General features: G+C 60.0%; 22 protein-coding genes and 1 pseudogene. 8 read left to right on the top strand and 15 right to left on the bottom strand.

Features of this window, described 5'->3' with window-relative positions; translation table 11 throughout:
* Positions 1–3 precede the first annotated feature (3 nt).
* From ACRQ1B_RS24445 to ACRQ1B_RS24430, 4 genes are all read left to right on the top strand, one after another.
* Positions 4–987, top strand: coding sequence for an ABC transporter permease (locus tag ACRQ1B_RS24445; protein WP_432296730.1), 984 nt, complete (start codon positions 4–6; stop codon positions 985–987).
* A 1-nt stretch (position 988) separates the two neighbouring features.
* Positions 989–1945: an ABC transporter permease gene (locus tag ACRQ1B_RS24440; protein ID WP_432296729.1), complete on the top strand. Its 957-nt coding sequence runs from the start codon at positions 989–991 to the stop codon at positions 1943–1945.
* On the top strand, positions 1942–3657 hold the full coding sequence (locus ACRQ1B_RS24435) for an ABC transporter ATP-binding protein (protein ID WP_432296728.1): 1716 nt from the start codon (positions 1942–1944) through the stop codon (positions 3655–3657). The genes ACRQ1B_RS24440 and ACRQ1B_RS24435 overlap by 4 nt, the downstream gene beginning before the upstream one ends.
* A 90-nt stretch (positions 3658–3747) precedes the next feature.
* Positions 3748–4329 carry a nucleotidyltransferase family protein gene (locus ACRQ1B_RS24430; RefSeq protein ID WP_432296727.1) on the top strand — a complete coding sequence of 194 codons (582 nt, stop codon included), beginning with the start codon at positions 3748–3750 and terminating at the stop codon, positions 4327–4329.
* 10 nt (positions 4330–4339) lie between these two features.
* On the opposite strand, the gene ACRQ1B_RS24425 is transcribed toward ACRQ1B_RS24430, so the two are convergent.
* The 7 genes from ACRQ1B_RS24425 to ACRQ1B_RS24395 all read right to left on the bottom strand — a co-directional run bounded on the left by ACRQ1B_RS24425 (position 4340) and on the right by ACRQ1B_RS24395 (position 12369).
* A complete protein-coding gene (locus tag ACRQ1B_RS24425) occupies positions 4340–5296 on the bottom strand; it encodes an ABC transporter substrate-binding protein (protein ID WP_432296805.1) in 957 nt (318 codons plus the stop codon).
* A 123-nt stretch (positions 5297–5419) separates the two neighbouring features.
* Positions 5420–6358 carry an ABC transporter substrate-binding protein gene (locus ACRQ1B_RS24420; RefSeq protein ID WP_432296726.1) on the bottom strand — a complete coding sequence of 313 codons (939 nt, stop codon included), beginning with the start codon at positions 6356–6358 and terminating at the stop codon, positions 5420–5422.
* Between the two features lie 24 nt (positions 6359–6382).
* A complete protein-coding gene (locus ACRQ1B_RS24415) occupies positions 6383–8173 on the bottom strand; it encodes an amino acid ABC transporter permease/ATP-binding protein (RefSeq protein WP_432296725.1) in 1791 nt (596 codons plus the stop codon).
* Positions 8174–8184: 11 nt separating this feature from the next.
* Positions 8185–8724 carry a GNAT family N-acetyltransferase gene (locus tag ACRQ1B_RS24410; protein WP_432296724.1) on the bottom strand — a complete coding sequence of 180 codons (540 nt, stop codon included), beginning with the start codon at positions 8722–8724 and terminating at the stop codon, positions 8185–8187.
* Positions 8725–8763: 39 nt separating this feature from the next.
* On the bottom strand, positions 8764–9951 hold the full coding sequence (locus ACRQ1B_RS24405) for a M20 aminoacylase family protein (RefSeq protein ID WP_432296723.1): 1188 nt from the start codon (positions 9949–9951) through the stop codon (positions 8764–8766).
* 64 nt (positions 9952–10015) lie between these two features.
* Entirely contained in the window at positions 10016–11353 is a 1338-nt protein-coding gene (locus ACRQ1B_RS24400) for an LLM class flavin-dependent oxidoreductase (RefSeq protein ID WP_432296722.1), read from the bottom strand.
* A 20-nt stretch (positions 11354–11373) separates the two neighbouring features.
* Positions 11374–12369 (bottom strand): MsnO8 family LLM class oxidoreductase, encoded by a 996-nt coding sequence (locus ACRQ1B_RS24395; protein ID WP_432296804.1) that lies wholly within the window; start codon positions 12367–12369, stop codon positions 11374–11376.
* Between the two features lie 392 nt (positions 12370–12761).
* Between ACRQ1B_RS24395 and ACRQ1B_RS24390 the strand changes: the two genes are divergently transcribed.
* On the top strand, positions 12762–13295 hold the full coding sequence (locus tag ACRQ1B_RS24390) for a flavin reductase family protein (RefSeq protein WP_432296803.1): 534 nt from the start codon (positions 12762–12764) through the stop codon (positions 13293–13295).
* Positions 13296–13445: 150 nt separating this feature from the next.
* Positions 13446–14101: pseudogene (locus ACRQ1B_RS24385) on the top strand (acyl-CoA dehydrogenase family protein).
* Between the two features lie 12 nt (positions 14102–14113).
* On the opposite strand, the gene ACRQ1B_RS24380 reads toward ACRQ1B_RS24385, so the two are convergent.
* Positions 14114–14560, bottom strand: a complete 447-nt coding sequence (locus tag ACRQ1B_RS24380) for an RrF2 family transcriptional regulator (protein ID WP_432296721.1) — start codon at positions 14558–14560, stop codon at positions 14114–14116.
* Between the two features lie 73 nt (positions 14561–14633).
* On the opposite strand from ACRQ1B_RS24380, the gene ACRQ1B_RS24375 reads away from it, so the two are divergent.
* Positions 14634–14981 carry a type 2 periplasmic-binding domain-containing protein gene (locus tag ACRQ1B_RS24375; RefSeq protein ID WP_432296720.1) on the top strand — a complete coding sequence of 116 codons (348 nt, stop codon included), beginning with the start codon at positions 14634–14636 and terminating at the stop codon, positions 14979–14981.
* Positions 14982–15059: 78 nt separating this feature from the next.
* Here the strand turns inward: ACRQ1B_RS24375 and ACRQ1B_RS24370 are convergent, their stop codons facing one another.
* From ACRQ1B_RS24370 to ACRQ1B_RS24340, 7 genes are all read right to left on the bottom strand, one after another.
* The gene (locus ACRQ1B_RS24370) at positions 15060–16490 is read right to left on the bottom strand and encodes an MFS transporter (RefSeq protein ID WP_432296719.1); all 1431 of its coding nucleotides are present in this window, start codon (positions 16488–16490) and stop codon (positions 15060–15062) included.
* A gap of 289 nt (positions 16491–16779) precedes the next feature.
* Positions 16780–17586 carry a sulfurtransferase gene (locus tag ACRQ1B_RS24365; protein WP_432296718.1) on the bottom strand — a complete coding sequence of 269 codons (807 nt, stop codon included), beginning with the start codon at positions 17584–17586 and terminating at the stop codon, positions 16780–16782.
* Positions 17587–17595: 9 nt separating this feature from the next.
* Positions 17596–19035: an NtaA/DmoA family FMN-dependent monooxygenase gene (locus tag ACRQ1B_RS24360; RefSeq protein ID WP_432296717.1), complete on the bottom strand. Its 1440-nt coding sequence runs from the start codon at positions 19033–19035 to the stop codon at positions 17596–17598.
* Between the two features lie 16 nt (positions 19036–19051).
* The gene (locus ACRQ1B_RS24355; protein WP_432296716.1) at positions 19052–20509 is read right to left on the bottom strand and encodes an NtaA/DmoA family FMN-dependent monooxygenase; all 1458 of its coding nucleotides are present in this window, start codon (positions 20507–20509) and stop codon (positions 19052–19054) included.
* 13 nt (positions 20510–20522) lie between these two features.
* Positions 20523–21299: an ABC transporter ATP-binding protein gene (locus ACRQ1B_RS24350; protein WP_432296715.1), complete on the bottom strand. Its 777-nt coding sequence runs from the start codon at positions 21297–21299 to the stop codon at positions 20523–20525.
* 10 nt (positions 21300–21309) lie between these two features.
* The gene (locus ACRQ1B_RS24345) at positions 21310–22308 is read right to left on the bottom strand and encodes an ABC transporter substrate-binding protein (protein ID WP_432296714.1); all 999 of its coding nucleotides are present in this window, start codon (positions 22306–22308) and stop codon (positions 21310–21312) included.
* 26 nt (positions 22309–22334) lie between these two features.
* The gene (locus ACRQ1B_RS24340) at positions 22335–23177 is read right to left on the bottom strand and encodes an ABC transporter permease (protein ID WP_432296713.1); all 843 of its coding nucleotides are present in this window, start codon (positions 23175–23177) and stop codon (positions 22335–22337) included.
* A gap of 274 nt (positions 23178–23451) precedes the next feature.
* On the opposite strand from ACRQ1B_RS24340, the gene ACRQ1B_RS24335 reads away from it, so the two are divergent.
* Positions 23452–23712 (top strand): hypothetical protein, encoded by a 261-nt coding sequence (locus tag ACRQ1B_RS24335; RefSeq protein ID WP_432296712.1) that lies wholly within the window; start codon positions 23452–23454, stop codon positions 23710–23712.
* Positions 23713–23728: the final 16 nt, after the last annotated feature.

Here is a 23728-nt window from a genome sequence, read left to right as displayed (position 1 = left end):
CGCATGACAGGTTTCATTCTCAGACGCATATTCCAATCGATACTGGTGATGCTGGCGGTGGCGCTCATCGCCTTCATCGTCATCCGCTTTGTCGGCGATCCGCTGGAATCGCTGGCGAGCCAGGAAACCAGGCTGGAAGACCGCGAAGTGATGATGCAGCGGCTTGGGCTGGACCGGCCGGTGGCCGTCCAGTTTGCCTCCTTCGTCCAGCGTGGCCTGAGCGGCGATTTCGGCATTTCCTACAAGCAGCAGGAACCCGTAACGCGCATGATCGCCGAACGCCTGCCGGCAACCCTGGAACTGGCATTCGCCTCCGCGACGCTGGCGCTGGTGCTGGGCGGCGTGCTGGGCATCCACTGCGCGCTGAAGCCCGAAAGCCCGCTCACCCATTTCATCATGACCGCTTCGCTGGTGGGCGTGTCGCTCCCCACCTTCCTGATCGGCATCGGCCTCATCTATGTCTTTTCCGTCGAACTTGGCTGGCTGCCATCCTTCGGCAGGGGAGAGACGGTGAAGATCGGCTGGTGGACGACCGGGCTGCTCACCCTGTCCGGCTGGCGCTCCATCATCCTGCCGGCCATCACCCTGTCGCTTTTCCAGACGACGCTGCTGATGCGGCTGATCCGTGCCGAAATGCTGGAAGTGCTGAGGCAGGATTACATCCGGTTTGCCCGTGCCCGCGGCCTGCCACAACGCAGCATCCATTTCGGCCATGCACTGAAAAACACGCTCGTTCCGGTCATCACCGTTGCCGGTCTGCAGCTCGGCTCGGTCATCGCCTTCGCCGTGGTCACGGAAACCGTGTTCCAGTGGCCAGGCGTCGGCTCGCTGTTCATCAATTCCGTGCAGTCGGTGGACGTGCCCGTCATGGCGGCCTATCTCGTCTTCATCGCGCTGCTCTTCGTTTTCATCAATCTCATCGTTGATATTCTTTATTACGCCGTGGATCCGCGCCTGCGTGTCGGCCATAACGGCGGGGAAACATGACATGGCCATCGATACGGAACTCCCCGTCTCTCCCTCGCCAGCCCCGTCGGCACACAAATCATCCGTTCGAAAACGGCCAAAACTGGGGATCGTCACCTGGCTCGCCCTCTCGCTCGCTCTCGGCCTGATGCTGGCGGCTGTCCTTGCGCCGTTGATCGCGCCCCATGACCCGTTCGACCCGGCAACACTCGATCTTCTCGACGGCATGACGCCGCCGCTGGAGCCGAGCGCCTTTACCGGAAACACCTTCGTTTTCGGCACAGACAACCAGGGCCGCGACGTGTTCTCCTCCATCCTCTATGGTAGCCGCGTCTCGCTCACCGTTGCCTTCGCCGCCACCTTCCTGTCGCTGGCGATCGGTGTGACTGCGGGCCTGGTCAGCGGTTATGCCGGCGGTGTGACGGACGCGATCATCATGCGCGTCGCTGATGCGCAGCTCACCTTTCCCACCATTTTGATCGCGCTCCTGGTCTTCGGCATCGCGCAAGGTCTGGTGCCGGCAGCGCAGCAGGAAAGTGCGGCGGTGTGGATCCTTATCTTCGCCATCGGCTTTTCCAACTGGCCCCAGTTTGCCCGCACGGTGCGCGGTGCGACGCTGGTCGAAAAGCGCAGGGATTATGTCGCGGCTGCCCGGTTGATCGGCGTCTCGCCGGCCCGCATCCTCGTTACCCATATTCTTCCAAACCTTGCAGGCCCCGTTCTCGTCATCGCGACCATCGGACTTGCGCTGGCCGTGATCGAGGAAGCTACCCTCTCTTATCTCGGTGTCGGCGTGCCACCCACACGGCCCTCGCTCGGAACGCTGATCCGCATCGGCCAACAATTCCTGTTTTCCGGTGAATGGTGGATCCTCGGTTTCCCGGCCGCAACGCTCGTCCTGCTCGCGTTGTCGGTGAACCTGCTCGGCGACCGCCTGCGCGATGCGCTCAACCCTCGCCTCCGGGACGGCCGCCGATGACGAAACCTGACCATCCTCCCGTCCTCTCCATCCGAAACCTGACGGTGGAATTCCCGACCGGTGACGGCACATTCACAGCCGTCGACGACATCTCGCTCGACATTGCGCGCGGCGAAGTCCTCGGTGTGATCGGCGAATCCGGTGCCGGGAAGTCGATGACCGGCGCGGCCGTGACCGGCCTGATCGATCGTCCCGGCCGGATCGCATCCGGCGAGATCTTTCTGAGCGGAAAACGCATCGACGGCCTTTCCGAGCCTGCATTGCGCACGATACGCGGCCGGCGCATCGGCACGGTTTTCCAGGACCCGCTGGTCAGCCTCAACCCGCTTTATACGGTCGGCCGCCAGCTCATTGAAACCATTCGCCGCCACCTGCCGCTCGATGCGAAGGCCGCCCGCCGCCGCGCGATAGACCTGTTGCGCGAGGTCGGCATAACCGAAGCGGAGCGGCGGGTGGATGCCTATCCGCACCAGTTTTCCGGTGGAATGCGCCAGCGCGTCGTGATCGCTCTTGCCATTGCCGCCGACCCGGAACTGCTGATCGCAGACGAGCCGACCTCCGCGCTCGACGTCTCGGTTCAGGCGCAGATCGTGGCCCTTCTCAAGTCGCTCTGCGAAAAGCGCGGGCTTGCCGTGCTGCTGATCACCCATGACATGGGTGTGGTTGCCGAAATCGCCGACCGCATCGTGGTCATGAACCAAGGCCGCATCGTCGAAACGGGCCCTGTCGCGCAGGTCGTGTGCCACCCACGGGAGGATTACACCCGCACCCTCATCGCCGCCATTCCTTCGATCCACAGCAAGAGCACACGACCGCCGCGACCGCAGGCCGGCGAACTGGTGCGTATCGAAAACATCCGCCGGGATTTTGCACTGCCGGGCGGTTTTTCCTGGCCGTTGCTGAGACGCCTTTCGCCAATCCGCAGCATCACGGCGGTCAACGATGTGAGCTTCTCGGTCGGCGAAGGCCAGACATTTGCTCTCGTAGGGGAATCCGGATCGGGGAAATCGACGCTTGCGCGCATCGTCGTGGGCCTGCTGCGCGCCCAATCCGGAAAGGTAGCCGTTGCAGGCAAGGCGGTGTGGGCCGGCGATGGACCGGCGCGCAATGGCGCCGTGCAGATGATCTTTCAGGATCCCTATGCCAGCCTCAATCCGCGCTGGCAGGTCGGCGACATCATCGCCGAACCGATACGCCGGCTCGGCTTGGTGCGCAGCAGCGCCGAGATCGACCGTCAGGTCAGCGAATTGCTGGAACGCGTGCGGCTCGATCCGGGCGCGCGCCATCGTTATCCGCACGAATTTTCCGGCGGCCAGCGGCAGAGGATCGCCATTGCACGGGCGCTGTCCAGCCGTCCGCGTTTCATCGTCTGCGACGAGCCGACCTCCGCTCTCGACGTTTCGGTTCAAGCGCAGGTGCTTGACCTGATGGCGAGCCTGCAGGCGGAGTTCGACCTCACCTACCTACTGATCAGCCACAACCTTGCCGTGGTCCGCCGGATGGCGGACCGGGTCGGCGTGCTGAAGGGAGGCGTGCTTGTCGAGGAAGGCCCGGTCGAGCAGGTGTTCGAGCGGCCCGAGCATGCCTATACGAAAATGCTCCTTGCCGCCGCGCCGGATATTAGCGAGATTTTTCGGCACAGAGAGGCGGGCCAGCGTTGCGTTTTGACGACTATCGGGGGCGAGGAAACGCTCCCGTTAGAGGCTGGATGACGGGTGTAAGTCCGCCGCAAACTGCTTGCTAACGAGTATTGGAACTTCAAGATTTGGAGCCATCACAGAAAATGACGCGACGGGTGAAATATGCATACGATTGACCTCACCCACTTTGAAGCCTCTGTGTTGACGAACTCCGCGATTCACGCTGTCTGGGACGGCTGGGAGCGGCTCGATCTACCCGACTGTTGGCTGGTTGCCGGCTGTCTCGCGCAAACGGTATGGAATGCGCGTTTTGGGTTCAATGCGGAATATGGAGTATCGGATATCGATCTGGTCTACTTCGACCCGAATGATCTGAGCCAGCAAAGCGAGGAAGAGCAGGCGAAGCGTATTCGAGGTTTGTTTCCGAATCTTCCGACCTGGATTGATGTGAAAAATGAAGCGCGCGTCCACCTCTGGTACGAAGCCAAATTCGGCTATTCGATAGCTCCCTATCGCTCTGCAATGGATGCCATCGACACTTTTCCAACGACCGCAACGGCAATCGGCATGCGCCCTGCGGGACGTGAGGCAGAGATATGCGCGCCATTCGGCCTTGACGATCTTCTCGCTGGTATTGTTCGAGCAAACAAGAAGCAAATCACGCGTGAGATCTATGGGGCAAAATCCTCGAAATGGCTTGCGCGCTGGCCTGACCTAGCGGTCATTTCATGGGATCAATCGTGAAACCCGCCGCTCAGCTCTTTGGAAGCCCGGGCGGATTGGTACGCGATTCCGGCAGCGCCTCTTCCTGAAGCTGCCAGCGTTCGAGGATCTTTTTATAGGCGCCGGACTTGATGAGATTGTTGGTCGCAAGCGTCAGCGCGTCTGCAAGACCCGATCCCTTGCGGGTGGTGATCGCTACGTCCGACCGCTCCGGCCAACCGGCGGAGAGTGTGCCCACGCGTTTTATGTTCTTGTCGCGGGCAGCGATATAAACGAGTTGCGCATGCGGCTGGACGATGACATCGACGCGACCCGACTGGAGCGCGATGACCCGCGCCGCGTCATCGTCGTGATATTGCAGCTCGATAGGCTTCAGGCCGGCGGCAACGTTTTCATCGCTCCATTTGAGCAGGATGCGTTCCTGATCGGTGCTGGCGCCAACCGTGATGCGCAGCCCCGCCGCATCCTTCGGTTCGCGGATATTCTTGATCTTGCTATCGGCCTTGACGAAGAAACCGTGCAGGCCCTGCCGATAGGTGGAAAAGTCGAATTTTTCCTTGCGCAGTTCGGTAACGCCGACATTGGAGATCACCGCGTCGTATTTGCCCGAGACCAGCCCGAGCGGCCAGTCGGCCCAGGCGACCGGCACCAGTTCGAGTTCAAGGCCGATACTGTCGGCAATCGCCAGCGCGTAATCGGGATCGGCACCGACGACCGTTTTCGCATCGGTGGCATAGGTGGCGAGCGGCGGCCCGCCGGTGGAAACCGCGACGGTGAATTTGCCGGGGCTGGTGAACTTGAAATCCTTCGGCAGTGCCGCAATTGCCTCTGCATCCTTCTCCACTCGCACGCGGCCGGGCTGTTCAGGGGAAAGATCGAATATGTCGCCCGCAGCCAGTGCCTGTTGGTAGGCCGGAGGCAGCGCAAAAAGCGGCAGGCTGAGCAGGCCGACGCTGATCACGCGACCGAGTTTTTCGATAATGTTCATGGCTTTGGTACTCATAGCGTTCGTCCGGTTGACGGGAAGGGAGGCGCGGACGGGAGGATTGCCCGCGCCCCCGGCTGCTGCGTCCCCCGACACATCAGCAACCTTGAGATCAAAGTTGCGGGATCAGCTCTTGGGCAGACCCTGCGGGTTGGTTCGCGATTGCTTGATCGCCTCCGCAGACAGGTTCCACCGTGACAGTGCCTTGCCGTAATTGCCGTTCTCGATCTGGGCGTTCAGCGCTGTGGTGATCGCTTCCGCAAGCCCGGCCCCCTTCCTGGTGGCCACGGCGATTTCCGCCGTTTCCGGCCAGCCGCCCGAGAAGGTGCCGACCTGCCTCGTCTTCTGTTCCTGGGCAGCCTTGAATGCCGAAGTGGCGTTCGGGCCGAGATAGGCATCGGCGCGACCGGACTGCAGCGCCACGTCGAGCACGGCCTCATCGTCGTAATACTGCACTTCGCTCGGAGCGAGACCCTTGGCCTTGTTGGCCTCGATCCAGCGCAGCAGGATCTGTTCCTGGTTGGTGCCGGAAGAGACGATCACTTTCAGGCCGGCGACGTCTTCCGGCTTGGAAATGCTCTGAACCTTGCTGTTGAGCGGCACGTAAAAACCGATCAGATCGGTGCGGTAGGTCGAGAAATCGAATTTCTGCTTGCGCTCCTCGGTAACGGTGATGTTGTGGATCGCCGCATCGAAACGACCCGAGGTGACGCCGAGCGGCCAGTCGGCCCAGGCGATCGGTACCAGTTCCAGCTCCAGCCCAAGACTGTCGGCGACCAGTTGCGCGATATCCGGTTCGCTGCCGACCGGCGTCTTGTTGTCATCCGCATAAACCGCGAACGGCAGGCGGCCGGGGATGGAGGCGACTGTCAGTTTCCCGGGCGTCACGAATTTGAAATCGGCGGGGACCAGCTTGGCTGCGGCCTCGACCTTTTCGACGCGGACGCGGTCTTTCTGTTCCGGCGAGAGATCGGGCGTCTGCGCCAGCGCAATCGAGGCCAGCGCCGCCGAAAGCGATAGGAGGCCGCCGGCGGCAATGCTGAGAAGTCGTGTTCTGTAAGACATTCTGAGTGTTTCCTATTGTTGTGATTAAAGGACTTTGGCGAGGAATTCGGCCGTACGTGGATGGTCCGGCTGACCAAAAACCTTGTCCGGCGTGCCGGTTTCAAGGATACGGCCCCGTTCCATGAAGACGACCTGATCGGAGACTTCACGGGCAAAGCCGATTTCGTGGGTGACGATGACGAGCGTGGCGCCGGATCGGGCAAGCTCCTTGATGACGTCGAGCACTTCGCCCACCAGTTCCGGATCGAGCGCCGAGGTCGGTTCATCGAAGAGCAGCACCTTCGGCTTCAGCGCCAGCGCGCGGGCGATGGCAACACGCTGCTGCTGGCCGCCGGAAAGCTGGCGCGGATAGGCATCGGCCTTTTCGGCAAGACCGACGCGGGAAAGAAGGTCGAGCGCCTCGACCCGCGCCTGTTCGCGCGGCAGACCACGCACGGAAACCGGCGCCTCGGCGATGTTTTCCAGCGCTGTCAGATGCGGGAAGAGGTTGAAGTTCTGGAACACCATGCCGACTTCGACGCGGCGCTTGAGGATGTCCCTTTCCTTCAGTTCGTAGAGGGTTTCGCCGTCCTGGCGATAGCCGATCAACTCGCCGTCGATGGCGATGAAACCGTTATCGACGCGCTCCAGATGGTTGATCGAGCGCAACAGCGTCGATTTGCCGGAGCCGGATTGGCCGAGAATGGTCGTGACGCTGCCGACCGGAATGCGCAGCGATACGTCGTCCAGCACTTTAAGCGGCCCATAACTTTTCGAAACGCCGTGAATGGTCACTTCGCCGCCGCGCGCATGAAGCGGCTTTGGGGTGGCGGGCCTGGCCTCCGCGCGGACCACGGGCTCATCGCTGACAACGGCGGGCGCACGCGCCGGTGCAAGACGGCGATAGAGGCCGGAGAAGATCGAAGGCGGCGGGTTGCGCAGCGCACCGCGCGAATAATGCCGCTCGATATGATGCTGGATGATCGACAGAACCGTGAGGATGACCAGATACCAGACGGTCGCCACCATCAGGAGTGGAATGACTTCCAGATTGCGGCGGTAGATGATCTGGATCGTATAGAACAGTTCCGGCAGGGCCAGAATGTAGACCTGCGACGTACCCTTGGCGAGGCCGATGATATCGTTGAAGGCGGTCGGCAGGATGGAGCGCATGGCCTGCGGCAGGATGATGCGCGATGCCTGCCGGCTGCGAGGCAGGCCAAGCGCGGACGCCGCCTCCAGCTGGCCCTGATCGACAGAGAGAATGCCGCCCCGGATGATTTCCGAAGCAAAAGCCGCCTGATTGAGGGTGAGGCCGAGCACGGCGGCGGCAAAGGGCGTGATCAGCTGTGTTGTATTCCAGCTGATGAAGTTTAGGCCGGTATAGGGCACACCGATGGTGATGGTTTCGTAGAGATATCCGAGATTGTTGAGGATCAGCAGAAGCACGATCAGCGGGATCGAACGAAAGATCCAGATATAGGTCCAAGACACGGCAACGAGCAGCGGTGAGCCCGATACGCGCGCCAAGGCCAGACCGGTGCCCAGAATGAACCCGAACAGCGCGCCAAGCGCCGTGAGAAGAACCGTGCGGGCAAGACCGACCAGAACCGGCTCGGCAAAGAACCACTCGGCGAACACATCCCAGCCCCAGCGTGGATTGCCGAGAACCGAATGCAGCGTGGCGGCGATGACCAGAAGCGCAAAAACGGTGCCGATCGTGCGGGCCGGATAACGGGCGGGCACGACGCGATAATGCGAATAATCGCCGCGTTTGACCGCCGCCTTGCGGTTTTCATCCACCGGGATGTCATTGAAATCCGTCGTGATCGTCATTGTGGGTTTCCTCAGAGGCCGTGCAGGGCGGATACCCGGCCGGTCGGCGCGGCGGCAAAATTGCCGGCGGTCAGATGTTTTTCAAAGGGAAGCTGGCGAACGGTCTCGGGATCGGCTGTGGTATCGTAAAGCGGCGTGTAGCCATTGGTGAGATAGAGGCCGACCGCTTCCGGCTGGCGAAAACCGGTGGTGAGGTAGATGCGGGCATAACCCTGCCGCAGCGCCTGCTCTTCCAGTTCCACCAGGACACGTTTCGCCAGCCCCTGGCGGCGAAAACCGGAATGGGTCCAGACGCGCTTGACCTCCGTCGTGCCCTCATCCTGGTGGCGCATGAAGGCGCCGCCGGCGATCGCCTGACCATCGCGCAGCAGCAGCACAAAATTGCCGTACGGCGGCGCAAAAACCTCCGGTCCGTAACGGTTCATCTCCTTGGTCGCGCCTTCGGCATGGAAGAACGTGCCGTAACGGCTGTCATATTCGAAGGTCAGCTCCTCGATCAGCGGCCGCGCCAGCGGATCGATCGGTGTCGTGTAATAAAAGCGATCACTCACAGGTCGCACTCCCATGTTTCGAGCGATGGTTTCGGGCACTCACGCCAGAAAGGTTTCGGCAAGCCGGGCCCAATAGCGGGCGGCAGGCACGATGAGATCGTCGTTGAAATCGTAGAGCGGGCTGTGCAGCGGTGCGCTGTTGCCATTGCCGACAAAGAGGTAGGAACCGGGCCGCTCCTGCAGCATGTAGGCAAAGTCTTCGCTTGCCGTACGCGGCCGGAAATCGACAGCCACCTGCTCTGCCGGAAATGCGTCCTCGGCGACGCGGCGGGCAAACCGGGTTTCCTCGACATGATTGATGACCGGCGGAAAACCGCGGCGGTATTTGACATCCGCCTCCGCTCCGAAACTTTGCGCCTGGGCACGGGCAAGCGCCGGCACCCGCTCCTCTAGACGGTCCCGCACCGTCGGCGAATAGGCGCGCGCCGTCAGTTTCAGTTCGACGCTGTCGGGAATGACATTGGAGGCCGAACCGCCATGGATCGATCCCACCGTCAGCACCGCCATTTCCAGCGGATCGACATTGCGGGCGACAATGCTCTGCAAGGCGGTGATGAAGGAGGCCGAGGCGAGAACCGGATCCACCGTTTCATGCGGCGAAGCGCCGTGGCCGCCCTTGCCGATGATGCGGATCAGCGCCTGGTCGACCGACGCCATCGCCGGCCCCTCGACAAATCCGAATTGCCCCGCCGCCACGCCTGGCCAGTTATGCAAGCCGAAGACAGCATCGACCGGAAACCGCTCGAACAGCCGGTCCTCGATCATCTTTTTCGCGCCGGCCCCCACTTCTTCGGCTGGCTGAAAGATCAGAGTCAGCGTTCCGGAAAAACGACCGTGTTCGGCAAGATAACGCGCGGCACCCAGCAGGATGGTCGTATGGCCGTCGTGTCCGCAGGCATGCATGACGCGCGGATTGTGACTGGCATAGGGAAGATCCGTCGCCTCCTCGATCGGCAGCGCGTCGATATCGGCACGGATTCCGAGCCGCTTGTCGCCATTGCCTCGCCGTAGCGCCGCGACGACGCCGTAGCCGCCCACGCCCTCCGTCACCTCGTAACCGTAGGAGAGCAGATATTTGGCGATGACCTTGGCGGTGCGTCCCTCGTGAAAGGAGAGTTCCGGGTATTGGTGTAGATCACGCCGGATCGCCACCAGCTCATCGGAGAAGGCAAGGATCGACCGTTCGGCGTCGTCGCGATGACGCGCGCCGTCAATATGGATATTCATGGTTTTCGCTTTCCGAAGGTTGATGCCGGCGGCTTGTCGCCGGCTGGTTCACCTTTTCAGAGTTTTATGCGCGGGCTTTTTCGACCTCTCCGCCGGCGCTCGCATAGACGCTCTGGCGGTATGGAAGGCCGAGGTTTTCACGTAGCGTGCTGCCCTTCAAATGCGGGTCGAAATAACCACGCTCCTCCAGGATCGGCAGGACGAAACGGGCAAAATCGTCGAGTCCCTCGGCAATTACCGGGAAGCCGAGGATGAAGCCGTCGGCCGCGCCGTTTTCGAACCACTCGATGAGTTTTGACGCGACGTGCTCCGGAGTGCCGACAAAACCTTCACGCGGCGTTGCTGCTCCGAGCGCTGCTTCCCGCAGGCTCTGCCCCTGCTCCTTCGCCACGCGCTTGATGCGATCCGTGGTGGAGCGAAAGCTGTTTTTGCCGATATCGCCGAGTTCCGGGAACGGCGCATCGAGATCGTAGACGCTGAAATCGTGATGATCGAAAAAACGGCCGAGATAGGCGAGCGCCTCATCGATCGAGATCAGGTTGCGGATTGTCTGATATTTTTCTTCAGCCTCGGCCTGCGTGCGGCCGACGATCGGCCCGATGCCGGGGAAAATTTTGACGTCGTCGACAGATCGCCCCTGCGCTACCGCCGACTGTTTGACGCGGCGGGAGAAGGTCTGGTTCTCTTCCACCGAAACGCCGTTGGTGAAAACCGCATCGGCGTGTTTGCCGGCAAGCCCGATACCGGCATCCGAGGAACCCGCCTGGAAGATCACCGGCTGGCCCTGAGGCGAGCGCTGGATGTTCAGCGGACCTTCCACCTGGAAAAACCGGCCCTTGTGGCCAAGCGTGTGCAGCTTTTCCCGGTCGACGAATTTTCCGCTCTCACGATCGCGGGTAAATGCATCATCATCCCAGCTGTCCCACAGGCCTCTGACGACTTCGAGATATTCGTCGGCGATCTCGTAACGCAACGCATGTTCCGGGTGGTTGCGGCTGTAGTTTTTCGCAGTCCCTTCCAACGGCGTCGTTACCGCATTCCAGCCGCCGCGCCCGCCGCTGATGAGGTCCAGCGAGGCGAACTGCCGCGCGATTGTGAAAGGGTCGCTATAAGACGTGGAGACCGTACCGGCGAGGCCGATTTTGCTCGTGACCGTCGCCAGCGCCGACAGGATGGTCAACGGTTCGAAACGGTTGAGGAAATGCGGGATCGACTTTTCGTTGATGTAGAGACCGTCAGCGACGAAGGCGAAAGCAATGCCCGCCGCTTCCGCCTTGAGAGCGGTCGTCTTGAAGAAGTCGAGATTGACGCTGGCATCGACTGGGCTCTTAGGGTGACGCCACGCATTCATGTGGCCGCCGGCGCCCTGCAACATGATGCCGAAATTGATTTTTCTGGTCATCTTATATCTCCCTTGAGAAATCAGGCTGCTGCCGAAAGTGGGTTGCGAGCCAGAAGCTCAATGGAGGCCAGACGCCGATCGATTCCGGCGGCGGGCGGCTCAAGGATGAATTCCTCGACGCCGTAGAGCGATGCCAGACGAGCCAGCTCCGCATGGATGGTGTCCGCCGTGCCATGCAGCACACTCGGTTTGCGCTCCTCGATACGATAATCCTTGGCGCCTGCCTGCCTGGCAAACTCCTCCGCCTGATCGCGGCGACCAAGGCTGACCGACTGACCGTTGTCGAGAAATACCTTGAAGATCTTCAGTTCCGAGACGAGCGCCTGTGCATCCGCCGCGTTTTCAGATGCATAGGCCGCGAGCGCCAAAATCGGCGCGCGTCCACCGCTCTCCCGGCGATAGGTTTCAAGGCTGAGGCGCAGGTTCTCCGGATCACCATTGAGGTGCCCGGCAAACACGAAATCCCATCCCTGCGCCGCCGCCAGTCTCGCGCTGTCCGGGCTTGCCCCTAGCAGGAACCGTTCCGCGGCCACCAGCGGCTGCGGCCCTGAAAAGGCACGCCCCGTGGATCGCCGTGAATTCACGGCGTGCGCAAGGAAGGCCTGCAACTCGGCAAGCTGCTGTTCGAAATCCGGTTTTTCCAAGCGATAGGCCTGCAGGGCAGCTGTCGATTGTGGCAGCCCGCCAGGCGCCTTGCCGACACCAAGATCCACCCTGCCCGGCGCCAGCGACGCAAGCAGATTGAACACCTCGGCCACCTTGTAGGGGCTGTAGTGCTGCAGCATGACGCCGCCCGACCCTACCCGGATGTGCGATGTGTGCGACAGTATCCAGGCGATCAGCACCTCCGGTGCCGAACTGGCAAGTTCGGTGCTGCCGTGATGTTCGGCGACCCAGAAGCGGCGATAACCAAGCTCTTCTGCGCGCTTGGCAAGCTTCACTGTGTCCGCGAGCGCTGTCACGGCACTCTCTCCTGAGGATATAGGGCTCTTGTCAAGCAGGCTCAGTGCATACATCGTCGCCTCGCTGGCAGTTTCGATCATGCATTTATTTGTCTACTGATTTGATAGATAATGAAGGGCGTTATTTTCGATTGCTGATGAAAACGGAGAAAATCCTTGTCGGCTTTTCCGGCGTAGCGAGCATTTTGCGACCGGTGCGCGGCCGGACCGGCTGCATACGCGGCGACAGAACAAGCCGACCGCCAGGCTTCAGCGTAATGCAATTTTGAAGAAGTTTCCCATCGCCAAACCAAACATGATCCGCAGATAATAAAAATTCATTCTACATTCCATGCGATTTTCGCGACGTTCTTCTTTGTCTACAGATCAAATAGCATTTAGCCTTCGATCCATGAATGCAGCGGCAGGCACCTTAAAACCCTTCGCTTCCAAAAGATGGAGACATGATGAGCACGCTGGCCACATTGTTGAAAAGCGAACCGCCAATTCACCTCCCCGCACCATCTTCCGAGGACCTGAAAGCCGTCATGCGGCATGTCGCGGGGACAGTATCCGTAGTGACGGCGGGGCACGGGGAAGACAGAACCGGCGCCACCGTGACGTCGGCAACCGCGCTGTCTGTCGATCCACCGACAATGATCGTCAACATCAACAGATCCTCGTCCACCTGGCCGGTTATTGCCAGACACGGCCATTTCTGTGTCAACATTCTCGATATCGAGGATCAGGTCGTCGCCGAGCGCTTTTCCGGCAAGGACGGGTTGAAGGGCCGCCAGCGTTACGGTGGCGCCGAATGGACCACGCTGGTGACCGGTGCCGCAGCGCTGGTCGGTTCACTCGCATCCATCGATTGCGAAGTGGAAGAGATCATCGAGAGGCACAGCCATGCCATCATCATCGGTCGCGTGGTCGCCGTGACATCGCAGGGCGGTTCACCATTGATCTACAGCCATGGCCGATACGGATCGGTTTCATCCTGAAATCAACTGCCTGATAGATTGGAGTAGATCACCCCAACGCCGGCACGGATATTGAAGCTTTATTCTCTTTATGCCCCCGGTGAAGCAGATTGATCTCACGCCGCCGAGGGCCAATTCGTCTATGCCGAAATGCTTTTTCAAGAATCTCCGATGGGCAATGTCGTTGGCTTGGCAGCAAAGCTCAGGGCGGTAGCGCCTTATATCGCTCATGAAGACCAGACAATCGAGATTGCCCGGTCTCTGGCCATCCAGCGAAGGATCCAGCCTCCGCGACTGTGAGCGAATTCTGCCGCATCAGGAAATGAAGCTTGTCGCACAATCGGGTCTTCTGGGCGTGACAGTGCTGGCCGAATATGGTGGAGCGGATATCTCCAACCCCTATCTGGCGGAAATGCTCGCGATCCTGTCGGAAGCGGACAGTTCCATCGGCTAGATTCCGCAAAACCATTTTTATATTCTCGATGTGCTGCGTCTTGCCGGCAGCGAAGAGCAGAAACGGTATTTCTTCACCCGGGCGCTACTTCGCCAATGCGCTGGCGAAGCGGGATGTGAAGGCATCGGGCGACATAGAAACACGCGTTGTACCGGACGGCCCCGGCTACCGCATCTCCGGCCGCAAATATTATTCGACCGGCGCCTTGTTCGAGCTGGCGGGAACGTCATCGACGGACGAAAACTTCAATTTCGACCAGCATTGGCGCAATGCCCGTACTCACACGGTGCATGATCCGGTGCGCCGGAAACACCATGCCATCGGTGACTTTCACCTCAACGGCAAACTGCCGGAGCCCAACGGCCAGTTCTGACCCCTGTCCTGATTACCGGATGATCTTGTCGGCGAGATCGGAAGAACGCTTGGTGACCATCTGCTCCAGCGTCATGGTATCGAGAACCGCGGAAATGGCATCCCTGACTTCCGTCATCGAATGCCTGACCTGACAGTCCTCCGGATGATCGCAGTCGTCGCAGGGTTCGAATGCCGTCTTGCTGGCGCAGCGGATCGGCGCCAAAGGCCCGTCGAGAATACGCACTGCCTGCCCGATCGAAATCTCGGAGGCCGGTTTGGAAAGCGCATAACCACCACCTGGCCCCTTCTTGGAGCGCAGGATGCCACCCTTGCGCAATTCCAGAAGGATGGCGTCCAAAAATTTCTTAGAAATATTGTTCTTTTCGGCGATCTCGCTCACGAAGGCCGTCTTGCCGGGCTCAAGCTGCGCGAGATGAACCAGCGCCTTGAGGCCATATTTCCCCTTCTTGGTGAGCATCGAGATATACGTACCCGTCCTTCGCCCTGGCACAGAACGCAGGGATGATCCTTCCGATACACGAAGGCGGCGCATGGTTCAACAAAGCCTGCATGGAGGGATGACCATCAACGATCTCAAGGTCGTCAATCTGCAGCTCCGGGGAGGTTTTGCAGCGCTTCGACAGAGTCAAGTTGACGCGTGGATGGGGAACGATCCGCAGACGGCACAGGCGGAAATCGCAGCCGACAGAGCCATCTTCAGCGACAAGACCTTGCGTGAAAGCAGTGTCCTCAGCGTGCCGGAAGAGTTTCTCGACAAGCATCCGAAGGCGTCGAACGCGTGCTGGGTGTTTGGGCGCAAACACAGAAATGGATCAGGGAAAACAAGGAGGATTTCATCGCCTTTGTCACCGAGCAGGCCGGTGGCGATCCGCAGGTGACGAAGCTGTGTGCGCAAGCGGAGGCTTTGCCCGAAAAGCTCAATGATGCCTTTGGGGTCGTCGCAGTCGATGGACGTCCTAAAGCCGGGGCACATGCCCGCTGATTTCAGCACCCGCAGCAGGGTGGAAACGCAGGTTCCAGATCGTTGCGGTGATCGAGATCAGCGTGACGACGATGAAGGCAATCGAAAAGTCGTTCAGTTTCGGCTCTGCGTTTCCGACTACGACCATCGAAGCGCGCAGCGCAAGCGCACCGATGCAGATCCCCAGAGACAGCATCAGCTGCTGGATCGTCGTGTAGAAACTGGTGGCGGAACTCATCCGCTCCGGCGGGATTTCGTCATAGGCGACGGTGTTATAAGCCGTGAACTGGAACGACATGAAAAATGCACCCAGAGCCATGACCAGGAACATCAGCCAGACCGGCCAGTCCGGACCGAACATGGCGCATATGCCGTAGCCGATCGTTCCCAGAATACCGTTCACCGCAAGGCTGACGCGAAAACCGAGATAACGATAGACCGGCTTGGCGAACGGCTTCATCAGCAGAGCGCCGACCGCGGTGGCAATGACCATCTGCCCCGCAGTCGCTGCCGAATAACCGAAACCGAGCTGGAACAGCAGCGGCAGCAGGAAAGGCTGGGCGCCCTGCGTGATGCGTGTCAGCGATCCGGCAATGACGGAGGTGCCGAAACTCGGAACCTTCATCAGCGAAAAATCCATGATCGGCGCCGGATGATGACTCGCATGGCGCAGATAGGCGATGCCGGCGAGGCAACCGGCCACGATAAGACCGATCGCAAGCCAGCCCGCGCCATCATGGCTGGCCAGTTCGAACCCAAACAAAAGAGCGCCGAGGGAAACCCCGGAGATTACAAACCCGATCCAGTCGAAGCGGACGAGCGCTTCTCCCTTGAACTCTTGGATATAAAGGGAGACCACGATCATTCCGACAATGCCGATCGGAACATTGATGTAGAAGATCCAGCGCCAGTCGAGATATGTGACGATCAGACCTCCGATCGGCGGGCCGAGGATCGGTCCGACCAGTGCGGGAATGAGCAGCCAGGAAATCGCGCTGACCATGTCCTTGCGCTCGACGCTGCGCATCAGCACAAGACGCCCGACAGGCATCATCATTGCCCCGCCTGCCCCCTGAAGCAGACGCGCCAGCACAAGTGCCGGCAAGGTGGGCGCAAGAGCGCAACAGATCGATCCGACAATGAAGACAAAAATGGCGGCCCGGAAGACGGTGCGCGATCCGTAACGATCGGCGATCCGGCCACTGGCCGGAATGAAGATCGCCAGACTGAGAAGATAGGATGTCAGTGCAATCGACATTGCCGGGGCATCGACGCCGAAATCCCGCGCCATGGTCGGCAGGGCCGTTGCAAGAACCGTGGCGTCGATATTTTCCATCAGCATGGCGCTGGCAACGATGAGAGCGACGACACGAAAATTCGCAGCGGGACGATCAATGTCCGAGGACGAATAAGGCTGATCTGACATCAGGGGAATGGACTCAAGTCTTCTTGCAACCGCACGCGGCAGCCTGTCGAATGATGGTGGAGATGCGGTCAGGAAAAGCGTTCGGCCGCGGGCGAATCTGATCAAACTCATCTGACTGCCAATGTTTGCCTTTTACAAGGTGCCGAAGTGCTGAATCGGCATGTCTTTGTCCGACCGCACGAATTGGCAGCCTGATCCTTGATGGAGTTTTGACCTTGGGTCGGGGTCGCCAAGATAGCTTGTTAAGACGGAACCAGCGCGCGCCAAAAGCCGATCGGCCGGTTCGTTTTCATGACGTTCCGATCTGAACGGGACGATCCGGATCCGCTGACCATGCGGACCACGAACCCGGATAAAGAGCGGCCGAACGGCCGACGGAAGCAAGGGCGGCAATCTGATACGCTGCAGAGACGCCACTGCCGCAATAGACACCGATTTCCGCCCCATCACCAAAATCGGCACTCAGTGCTGCCCGAAGATCGTCCTGCGGCAAAAGCCGCCCATCAGCTGCTCGACTTTTCGACGCGGAGGCATTGATAGCGCCGGGAATATGGCCACGCGCAAACACGTCTTCTGTTCGGGCATCAAAGAGCTTGTTCTGACCCGCCAGCCAGAAGGCGCCGTCGGCGTCGAGAACCGGCAGATGGCCGGCCGTCAGAACAATGTCGCCTTCGGCCGGTGACTTCGGATGTTCCCGACTGACAGGCAGACCAAGCGACGTCCAGGCAGCCAGCCCGCCGTCAAGGATATAAACCTGCCGGGCGCCCGCCCATGTGAGCGTCCACCAGGCGCGCGCCGCCGCAAAACCATTGCCGTTGTCGTAGGCAACAACGATAGTGTCGTCGCCGAGACCCCAGCGCCGCGCCGCCCGCTGCAGATCCGCCACCGCCGGCAAGGGACGAGCACCCTGCGTGCCGCCGCCCGGTCCCGCCAGTTCTCGGGCCAGATCGACATCGATCGCACCCTCGATTCGCAATGGCCTGTCGTCCTTCGTGTCGCTGATCACGGCGAGGATGACGACGTGCCGCCCGGCCTGCTGCAGGGATGCGAGATCTTCTGCAAGGAAAAACGGGCCGTGGCCTTTAAGCTCGGTCATGTCGGTTCCTCATGCCACCTTGCTGCTAGCCGCCGCATCTTTCGCGGCAAACCTGTTTTCCGGCCGTGTCAGGCCAAGATGATCGCGGAATGTGCTGCCGGAATAATCGCTGCGATAGAAGCCACGTCTCTGCAGTTCCGGCACGACGAGGTCTACAAAGGCTTCGACGGATTCGGGCACATAGGGCGGAAAGATGTTAAAGCCGTCCGCCGCCTTTTCGCGGAACCACAACTCGATGAAATCGGCGACCTCCGTCGGATTTCCGATCGCGACGGCACCGGACAAGATGGTCGTGTAGATCAGGTCCTTGAACAGAAGCGGTGATGGCCCTCCCACCGTGCGCCGTGTCCGGCGTGTCGCCTCGGCGATCAGGGCCAGCCCTTCCGGAGAGGCCTGTTCGGCCACCTGAAGCGGAACGGCCGCATCGTGATCGCTACCACGCACATCGACACCGAGTATGCCAGATACGCGCGTCAGATTGCGAAGCGCGTTGCGTCCCAGTCCGCCGAACCGCACTTCCTCACCGTCATTGTCCTCCTTGTCGAGCACCAGAAAACCGTTCAGCCTGTCATATATGGCAACGGCCTCTTCCGTCGTCGGCGCCACGATCGGCGTCAGACCGGGCAGGATGGAGAAATCGAGTTCGTCGCGACCATAAGCCACCGCCCTCGCCTTCATGTCGGCATAATAGGCCTTGGCGGCCTCGATCGTGCCCTGACCGGCGAAGATGACATCGGCATCGCGCGCACCGAGCTGCCGCGAACGTTCCGATGTGCCGGCATGCAGAATGACCGGATGCCCCTGCACCGGACGCGCGACATTTAGCGGGCCTTCGACCGCAAAATTCTGGCCCTTGTGGTTGAGCTTGTGGACCTTGCCCGGATCCACATAGGTACCCTTGGCCGGATCGCGCACAAAGGCATCGTCCTCGAACGTGTCCCATAGGCCCTTGACCACATCGACGAATTCATCGGCCCAGTCATAGCGTTTTTCGGTTTCCCAATGGGTATCGCGACTGAAGTTGGCGGCCGCGATGGCATCTGCACCGGTCACAATATTCCAGGATGCGCGCCCCTTGCTCAGATGATCAAGCGAGGCAAACATGCGGGCGACGGTGAAAGGGTCATAATAGGTCGGATTGGCCGTGACCACGATACCGATATGCGAGGTCGCAGCCGCAAGGCTCGCTCCCGAGACGAAGGGTTCGAGGCGCGACATCTGCGCCGGATTGGTGGTCTGCAGCTGCGGATCGGTGGCAAGACGGTCGCCGAGGAAAAGAAAGTCGAATTTCGCCTTCTCGGCCAGCTGTGTCACATATTGCAGAAACTCGATATCGAAAGCGGCATCGGCCTTAGACGACGGCATGCGCCAGCCGGCCGGATGGGTGCCACCCGCCCAGAACATCAGGCCAAGATGCAGTTCTCTCTGCTTTTTCGGTGTTAGTGTCATCGCGAAGAACCCCGCTTCATGCAGCGAATTGATTGACTGGACGCTTGAGGCCGTACCGATCGCGCAGCGTTGCGCCCTCGTATTCCGTGCGAAAAAGACCGCGCTTTTGCAGTTCCGGCACGACCAGCTCTACGAAAAGGTCCAGTTGTTCGTAGAGATAGGCGGACTGCACGTTGAAACCGTCGCAGGCACCGGCCTTGAACCAGTTTTCGAAATAGTCGGCGATATCCTGCGCGCTGCCGACGACGACATGGCCGCCGACGATGTAAGTGTGCAGGAGATCGCGCCAGCTGACCTGACCAATGCCACGGCCGGTTCGGCGCTCGGTTTCGGCGAGAAGCCTCGAACCGACGTGGTTGAATGCGCCGGCGCGCTCAAGGTCGACCAGATCGTCGATGCCGACATGTGACAGCGAGATGCCGACACGCTGCGACAGGGCTCCGAGATTACGATGACCGGCGCCGACCGCCTCGCCGCGGATTTCGGCCACCTTGGCATCTAGGTTCCAGTAAGACGGTTCCCGGCCGCCGAACCGCACATCATCGTCGAGGATGATCAGCGCGTTCAACCGGTCATAGATCTGCCGCGCTGCCTCGCGTGTTCTGCCGACGAGCGGCGTGATCCCCGGCAGTATCTTGATCTGTCCCTCCGGCCGGCCCTTTTCCCGGGCGCGGCGGCGGATATCGTTGGCATAGGCAATGCCGTCTTCCAGCGTCGCGGAGGCCGCAAAGATCACATCGGCCTCGCCTGCGCCAAAATTTCTCGACCGTTCCGATGTGCCGGCATGAAGAATGACCGGATGCCCCTGCGGCGCACGCGCGACATTGAGTGGCCCCTTGACGCTGAATGTCTTGCCGACATGGTTGAGCGGATGGATCTTTTCGCCATCGACAAAATTGCCCGTCTGCTTGTCGCGGATAAAGGCCTCGTCTTCCCAGCTGTCCCACAGCCGTCGCACGATCGCGACGAATTCGTCGGCACGGTCGTAACGGTAATCGGGATCGCCATGTTCGCTGCGGCTATAATTCTGCGCTGCCCGTCCATCCGCACCGGTGACGATGTTCCATGAGGCGCGGCCATGGGTGACATGATCAAGCGACGCAACGAGCCGCGCGAGATTGAAGGGTTCGTAATAGGTCGGATTGGCGGTGACGACGATGCCGATCTCGCTCGTTTTGGTGGCCAGATAGGAAGCTGCCGTGAATGGTTCGAAACGTGCCAAGACCGACGTGTTGGTGAGCTCGTAGTTCAGCCCCGTCGCCAACCGGTCGCCGAAAAAGAAGAAGTCGAATTTTGCCGCTTCCGCGGTGCGGGCAAGACGGACGATATGGTCCGGCTCGAATGCACCTTCATGCGCCGCACCCGGATAACGCCAGCCTGCGGGATGCGTGCCATTGGCCCAATACATGTAGCCGAGATGCAACTGGCGGCGTTCACCGTCACTGGTCGTGTGGTTCTGTCCCTCATGGGCCATGGTGATCTCCTGATCAGACCGACGCTTCCGCAGCACGGCTCTGGTTTTCGACCGCATGCAGCGTGTCGTAGATTTTCGATTCCAGCTTGAGCAATTCGAGATCTCCGCGCCGGCGCGGGCGTGGCAGGTCGACGTCGAAGATCGTATGCACCCGCCCGGGACGCGGTGAAAAAAGCACGATACGATCGGCCAGGAAGGCTGCCTCGCCGACATCATGCGTCACGAAGACGATGGTGCGCCGGTTTTCCTGCCAAAGACCGATCAGTTCTTCCTGCAGCTTGATACGGGTGATGTGATCGACGGCACCAAATGGTTCGTCCATCAGCAACACTTCCGGTTCAGTCGAAAGGGCGCGGGCAATACCGGCTCGCTGGCGCATGCCACCGGAAAGCTGATGCGGATATTTTTCGGAAAAGCCGGTGAGGCCGACCTTGTCGAGGTAATGCCGCGCCGTGTTGCCGCGCTCGATCTTGCCGATGCCGGACAGTTCCAGCCCGAACGAGACGTTATCCTCGATGGTGCGCCAGGGCAGCAGCGATGCATCCTGGAATACGACGCCCAGCGAATGGTGCGGCCCCTCTATGGGGCGGCCGTGGAAAGACACCAGCCCGTCACTGGGCTGCTGCAAGCCGGACAGCAGCTCCAACAACGTGCTCTTGCCGCAACCGCTCGGCCCCAGAAAGACGATGAATTCGCCTTTTTCGATATTCAGCGAGATGTCTTGCAGCGCAACCACGGGCGGGCTGCCGGGATAGACTTTGTCGACGGAAGAGATCTGAAACAGCGCCATCGACAAAACCTCAGTTGGAAGTGCCGCCCGGGCGCGCCGGATAGGAAAACGGCTTTACGTATTCCTGGGGAATGAAACGATCATCGATGAACTTTTCCGCGTCATAGGGTTCTTTCTGGTTGCCCAGCGCGATCTCGACGGCCTGCGTATCGGCGATTGCCTTGCGATCGATGGCCGGGTTGCTGTCCCAGATATCGTCTTCTTGGCGGATCGCGTTGGCGACGGCCTCCGGGTTCAGGTGCAACTGTTTCTGCAGCCACGGCAGGTATTCGTCGTAATTGGCCTTGGCGTAGGTGTAGGACTTGAAATAGGCGCGCAGTCCACGTTGCAGCAGGTCCGGATCGTTGGCGATGACGTCGTTGCCGGCGATCAGCACACCGGTATGATAGGTGGGCAGATAGTCCCAGCCACGCGCCAGTGTCTTGCCCTCGCCTTCCAGCTCAGCCATGGCCGGGAACGGTTGATGAATGATGGTCGCATCGACCTGACCGGAAATCAGCGCGCCATAAGCCTGCTGATAGGTCCCGGCGGCAAACAGCGTGACATCCTTGGCCGGGTCGATGCCGTTCTCGCGCAGGATCACCTTGAGATAGGCATCCATGTTCGAACCATCGGTGGCATTGCCGATCGTCTTGCCCTTCAGATCGGCGAAATCCTTTACATTCTTTCCCGCGAGCAGAAAGAAAGGCCCCTTGCTGCGGAAAGCGGACGACACGATCTTGATCGGCGAACCGAGCGCTGCGGCCCGCAGAAATTGGCTGGTCGGGCCGAACGCAAAGGTCAGCTCGCCGGTGGCAACGCCGGTCGGAATATCCGACACGTCGGTGAATTGCACATCGAGACCTTCTTCGGCGAAAAAGCCCTTTTCCACGCCGAAACGTATCGGCTGCTGCGTATAAGCGGTACTTTCCGCCAGCGTCAGTGTCTTTTTCTCAGGCTGCGATTGCGCGGCCGCGGTACCGGCAAAAATAAGCCCGGCAAAAAGAGCGATTGGCGTGATGAGTTTCATTGCGGATTTCCTGCGGTTTGACGGCATCAGATGAATTTCCAGCGGAGAAAAACGCGCTTCTCCAGGATATTGATGAAAGAGACGGTGATCAGGGCGATGGCGGTGATGGTGACGACAAGGGCAAAAACGCTGGCCGTGTCGTAGACGCCCACGGCGCGGTTGAGCATGTTGCCAAGCCCTGCCTTGGAGGCGACGATTTCAGCGAACAGAGCTGCCACCAGACACATCGCAGCTTCCAGCCGCACCGCCGCCATGATCGAGGGCACGGCCGACGGGAGGATGATCTTGGTGATCACCTGCAACCGGCTGGCGCCGAAGGCGCGTGCGACTTTCAGGTGTTTTTCGTCGACCTGGCGGATACCGGCAATCGTGTTGAAGACGAAGATGAAGTATCCGAAGAGGAAAACGATGAAGACCTTGTGGGAAAAGCCGATACCCAGATAGAGCGTCAGAAGCGGGATGATCGTCACTTTCGGGATCGCCATCATGGAGACGAGGAAGGGACTGAAAAACATGTTCACCCTGGAAAACAGGCCCATCGCAATCCCGGTTGCAACGCCGAGCGTCAATGCCAGAGCAAAACCCAGCAGCGCCTCCGACAAGGTGATGTAGAGGTGATAAAAAAGATTGCTCTGGCCGATAAGCCTCGGGAAAGCAGCGATGATCTGCGTGGGCGAAGCCAGATAGATCTGTTTGACCGATCCGCTGTCGACCGCATACTGGATGACCAGCAGGATTGCTGCGGCAAGCGCAATCTGCCCGACGCGCAACCAGCTTAGGAATGACCACTGTCGTGATGCGGTCGCACTTGGCTTCCGGCTTAGGGAAGACTGTTGGCGCGATGTTTCAAATGTGGTTGCGAGTGTCATGAAGTGCCGGTGTCCTGCATTGACCGGAATTGATCGTCGCAAGGCTATGTCGGCAAAAGACTACAAAAAAGGTAGATTATTCTTTTCATTCGTCAAACGGTGGAAACGCTTTTTCACGTGCTGCCACGCCCTTCATCGATAGGGTCGCGACAACTGAATCAACGGTGCAGCACGGAGAAAACTGCGTGGAGACGAAGCGACTGGGTTCGATAGGACTGAAGATTTCTCCTCTTGCCTTTGGTTGCTCCAGCTATGGGTCACGGGACTGGATGCCATGGGTGCTCAGCGCGGAAATTCTGAGACAAGCGATATCGCGCATGCAGGCATGAACGCGTTTCCTCAACCCGCATCGATACGATGCAACACCCAAGAACACCGATTGCGTACTATCATCCTCGCTGCCGGACTCGTCGGTGGGCTGCCACTTGATGGGACGGTGGGCAATGTTAAACCTCACCTCCAGCAGCCCCTCATTGCAGCAAAAACCTTTGGCATTGGTGGCAACACGGCCCGCCATTTCAACGGCACATTATGATGCCGATCATCTTTTG

Origin of the sequence: Endobacterium panacihumi, from assembly GCF_050847465.1 — a bacterium.
GTDB classification, from domain to species: domain Bacteria; phylum Pseudomonadota; class Alphaproteobacteria; order Rhizobiales; family Rhizobiaceae; genus Neorhizobium; species Neorhizobium panacihumi.
The sequence above is the reverse complement of the archived record's forward strand: the minus strand, read 5'-3'. Positions and strand labels throughout refer to the sequence as shown.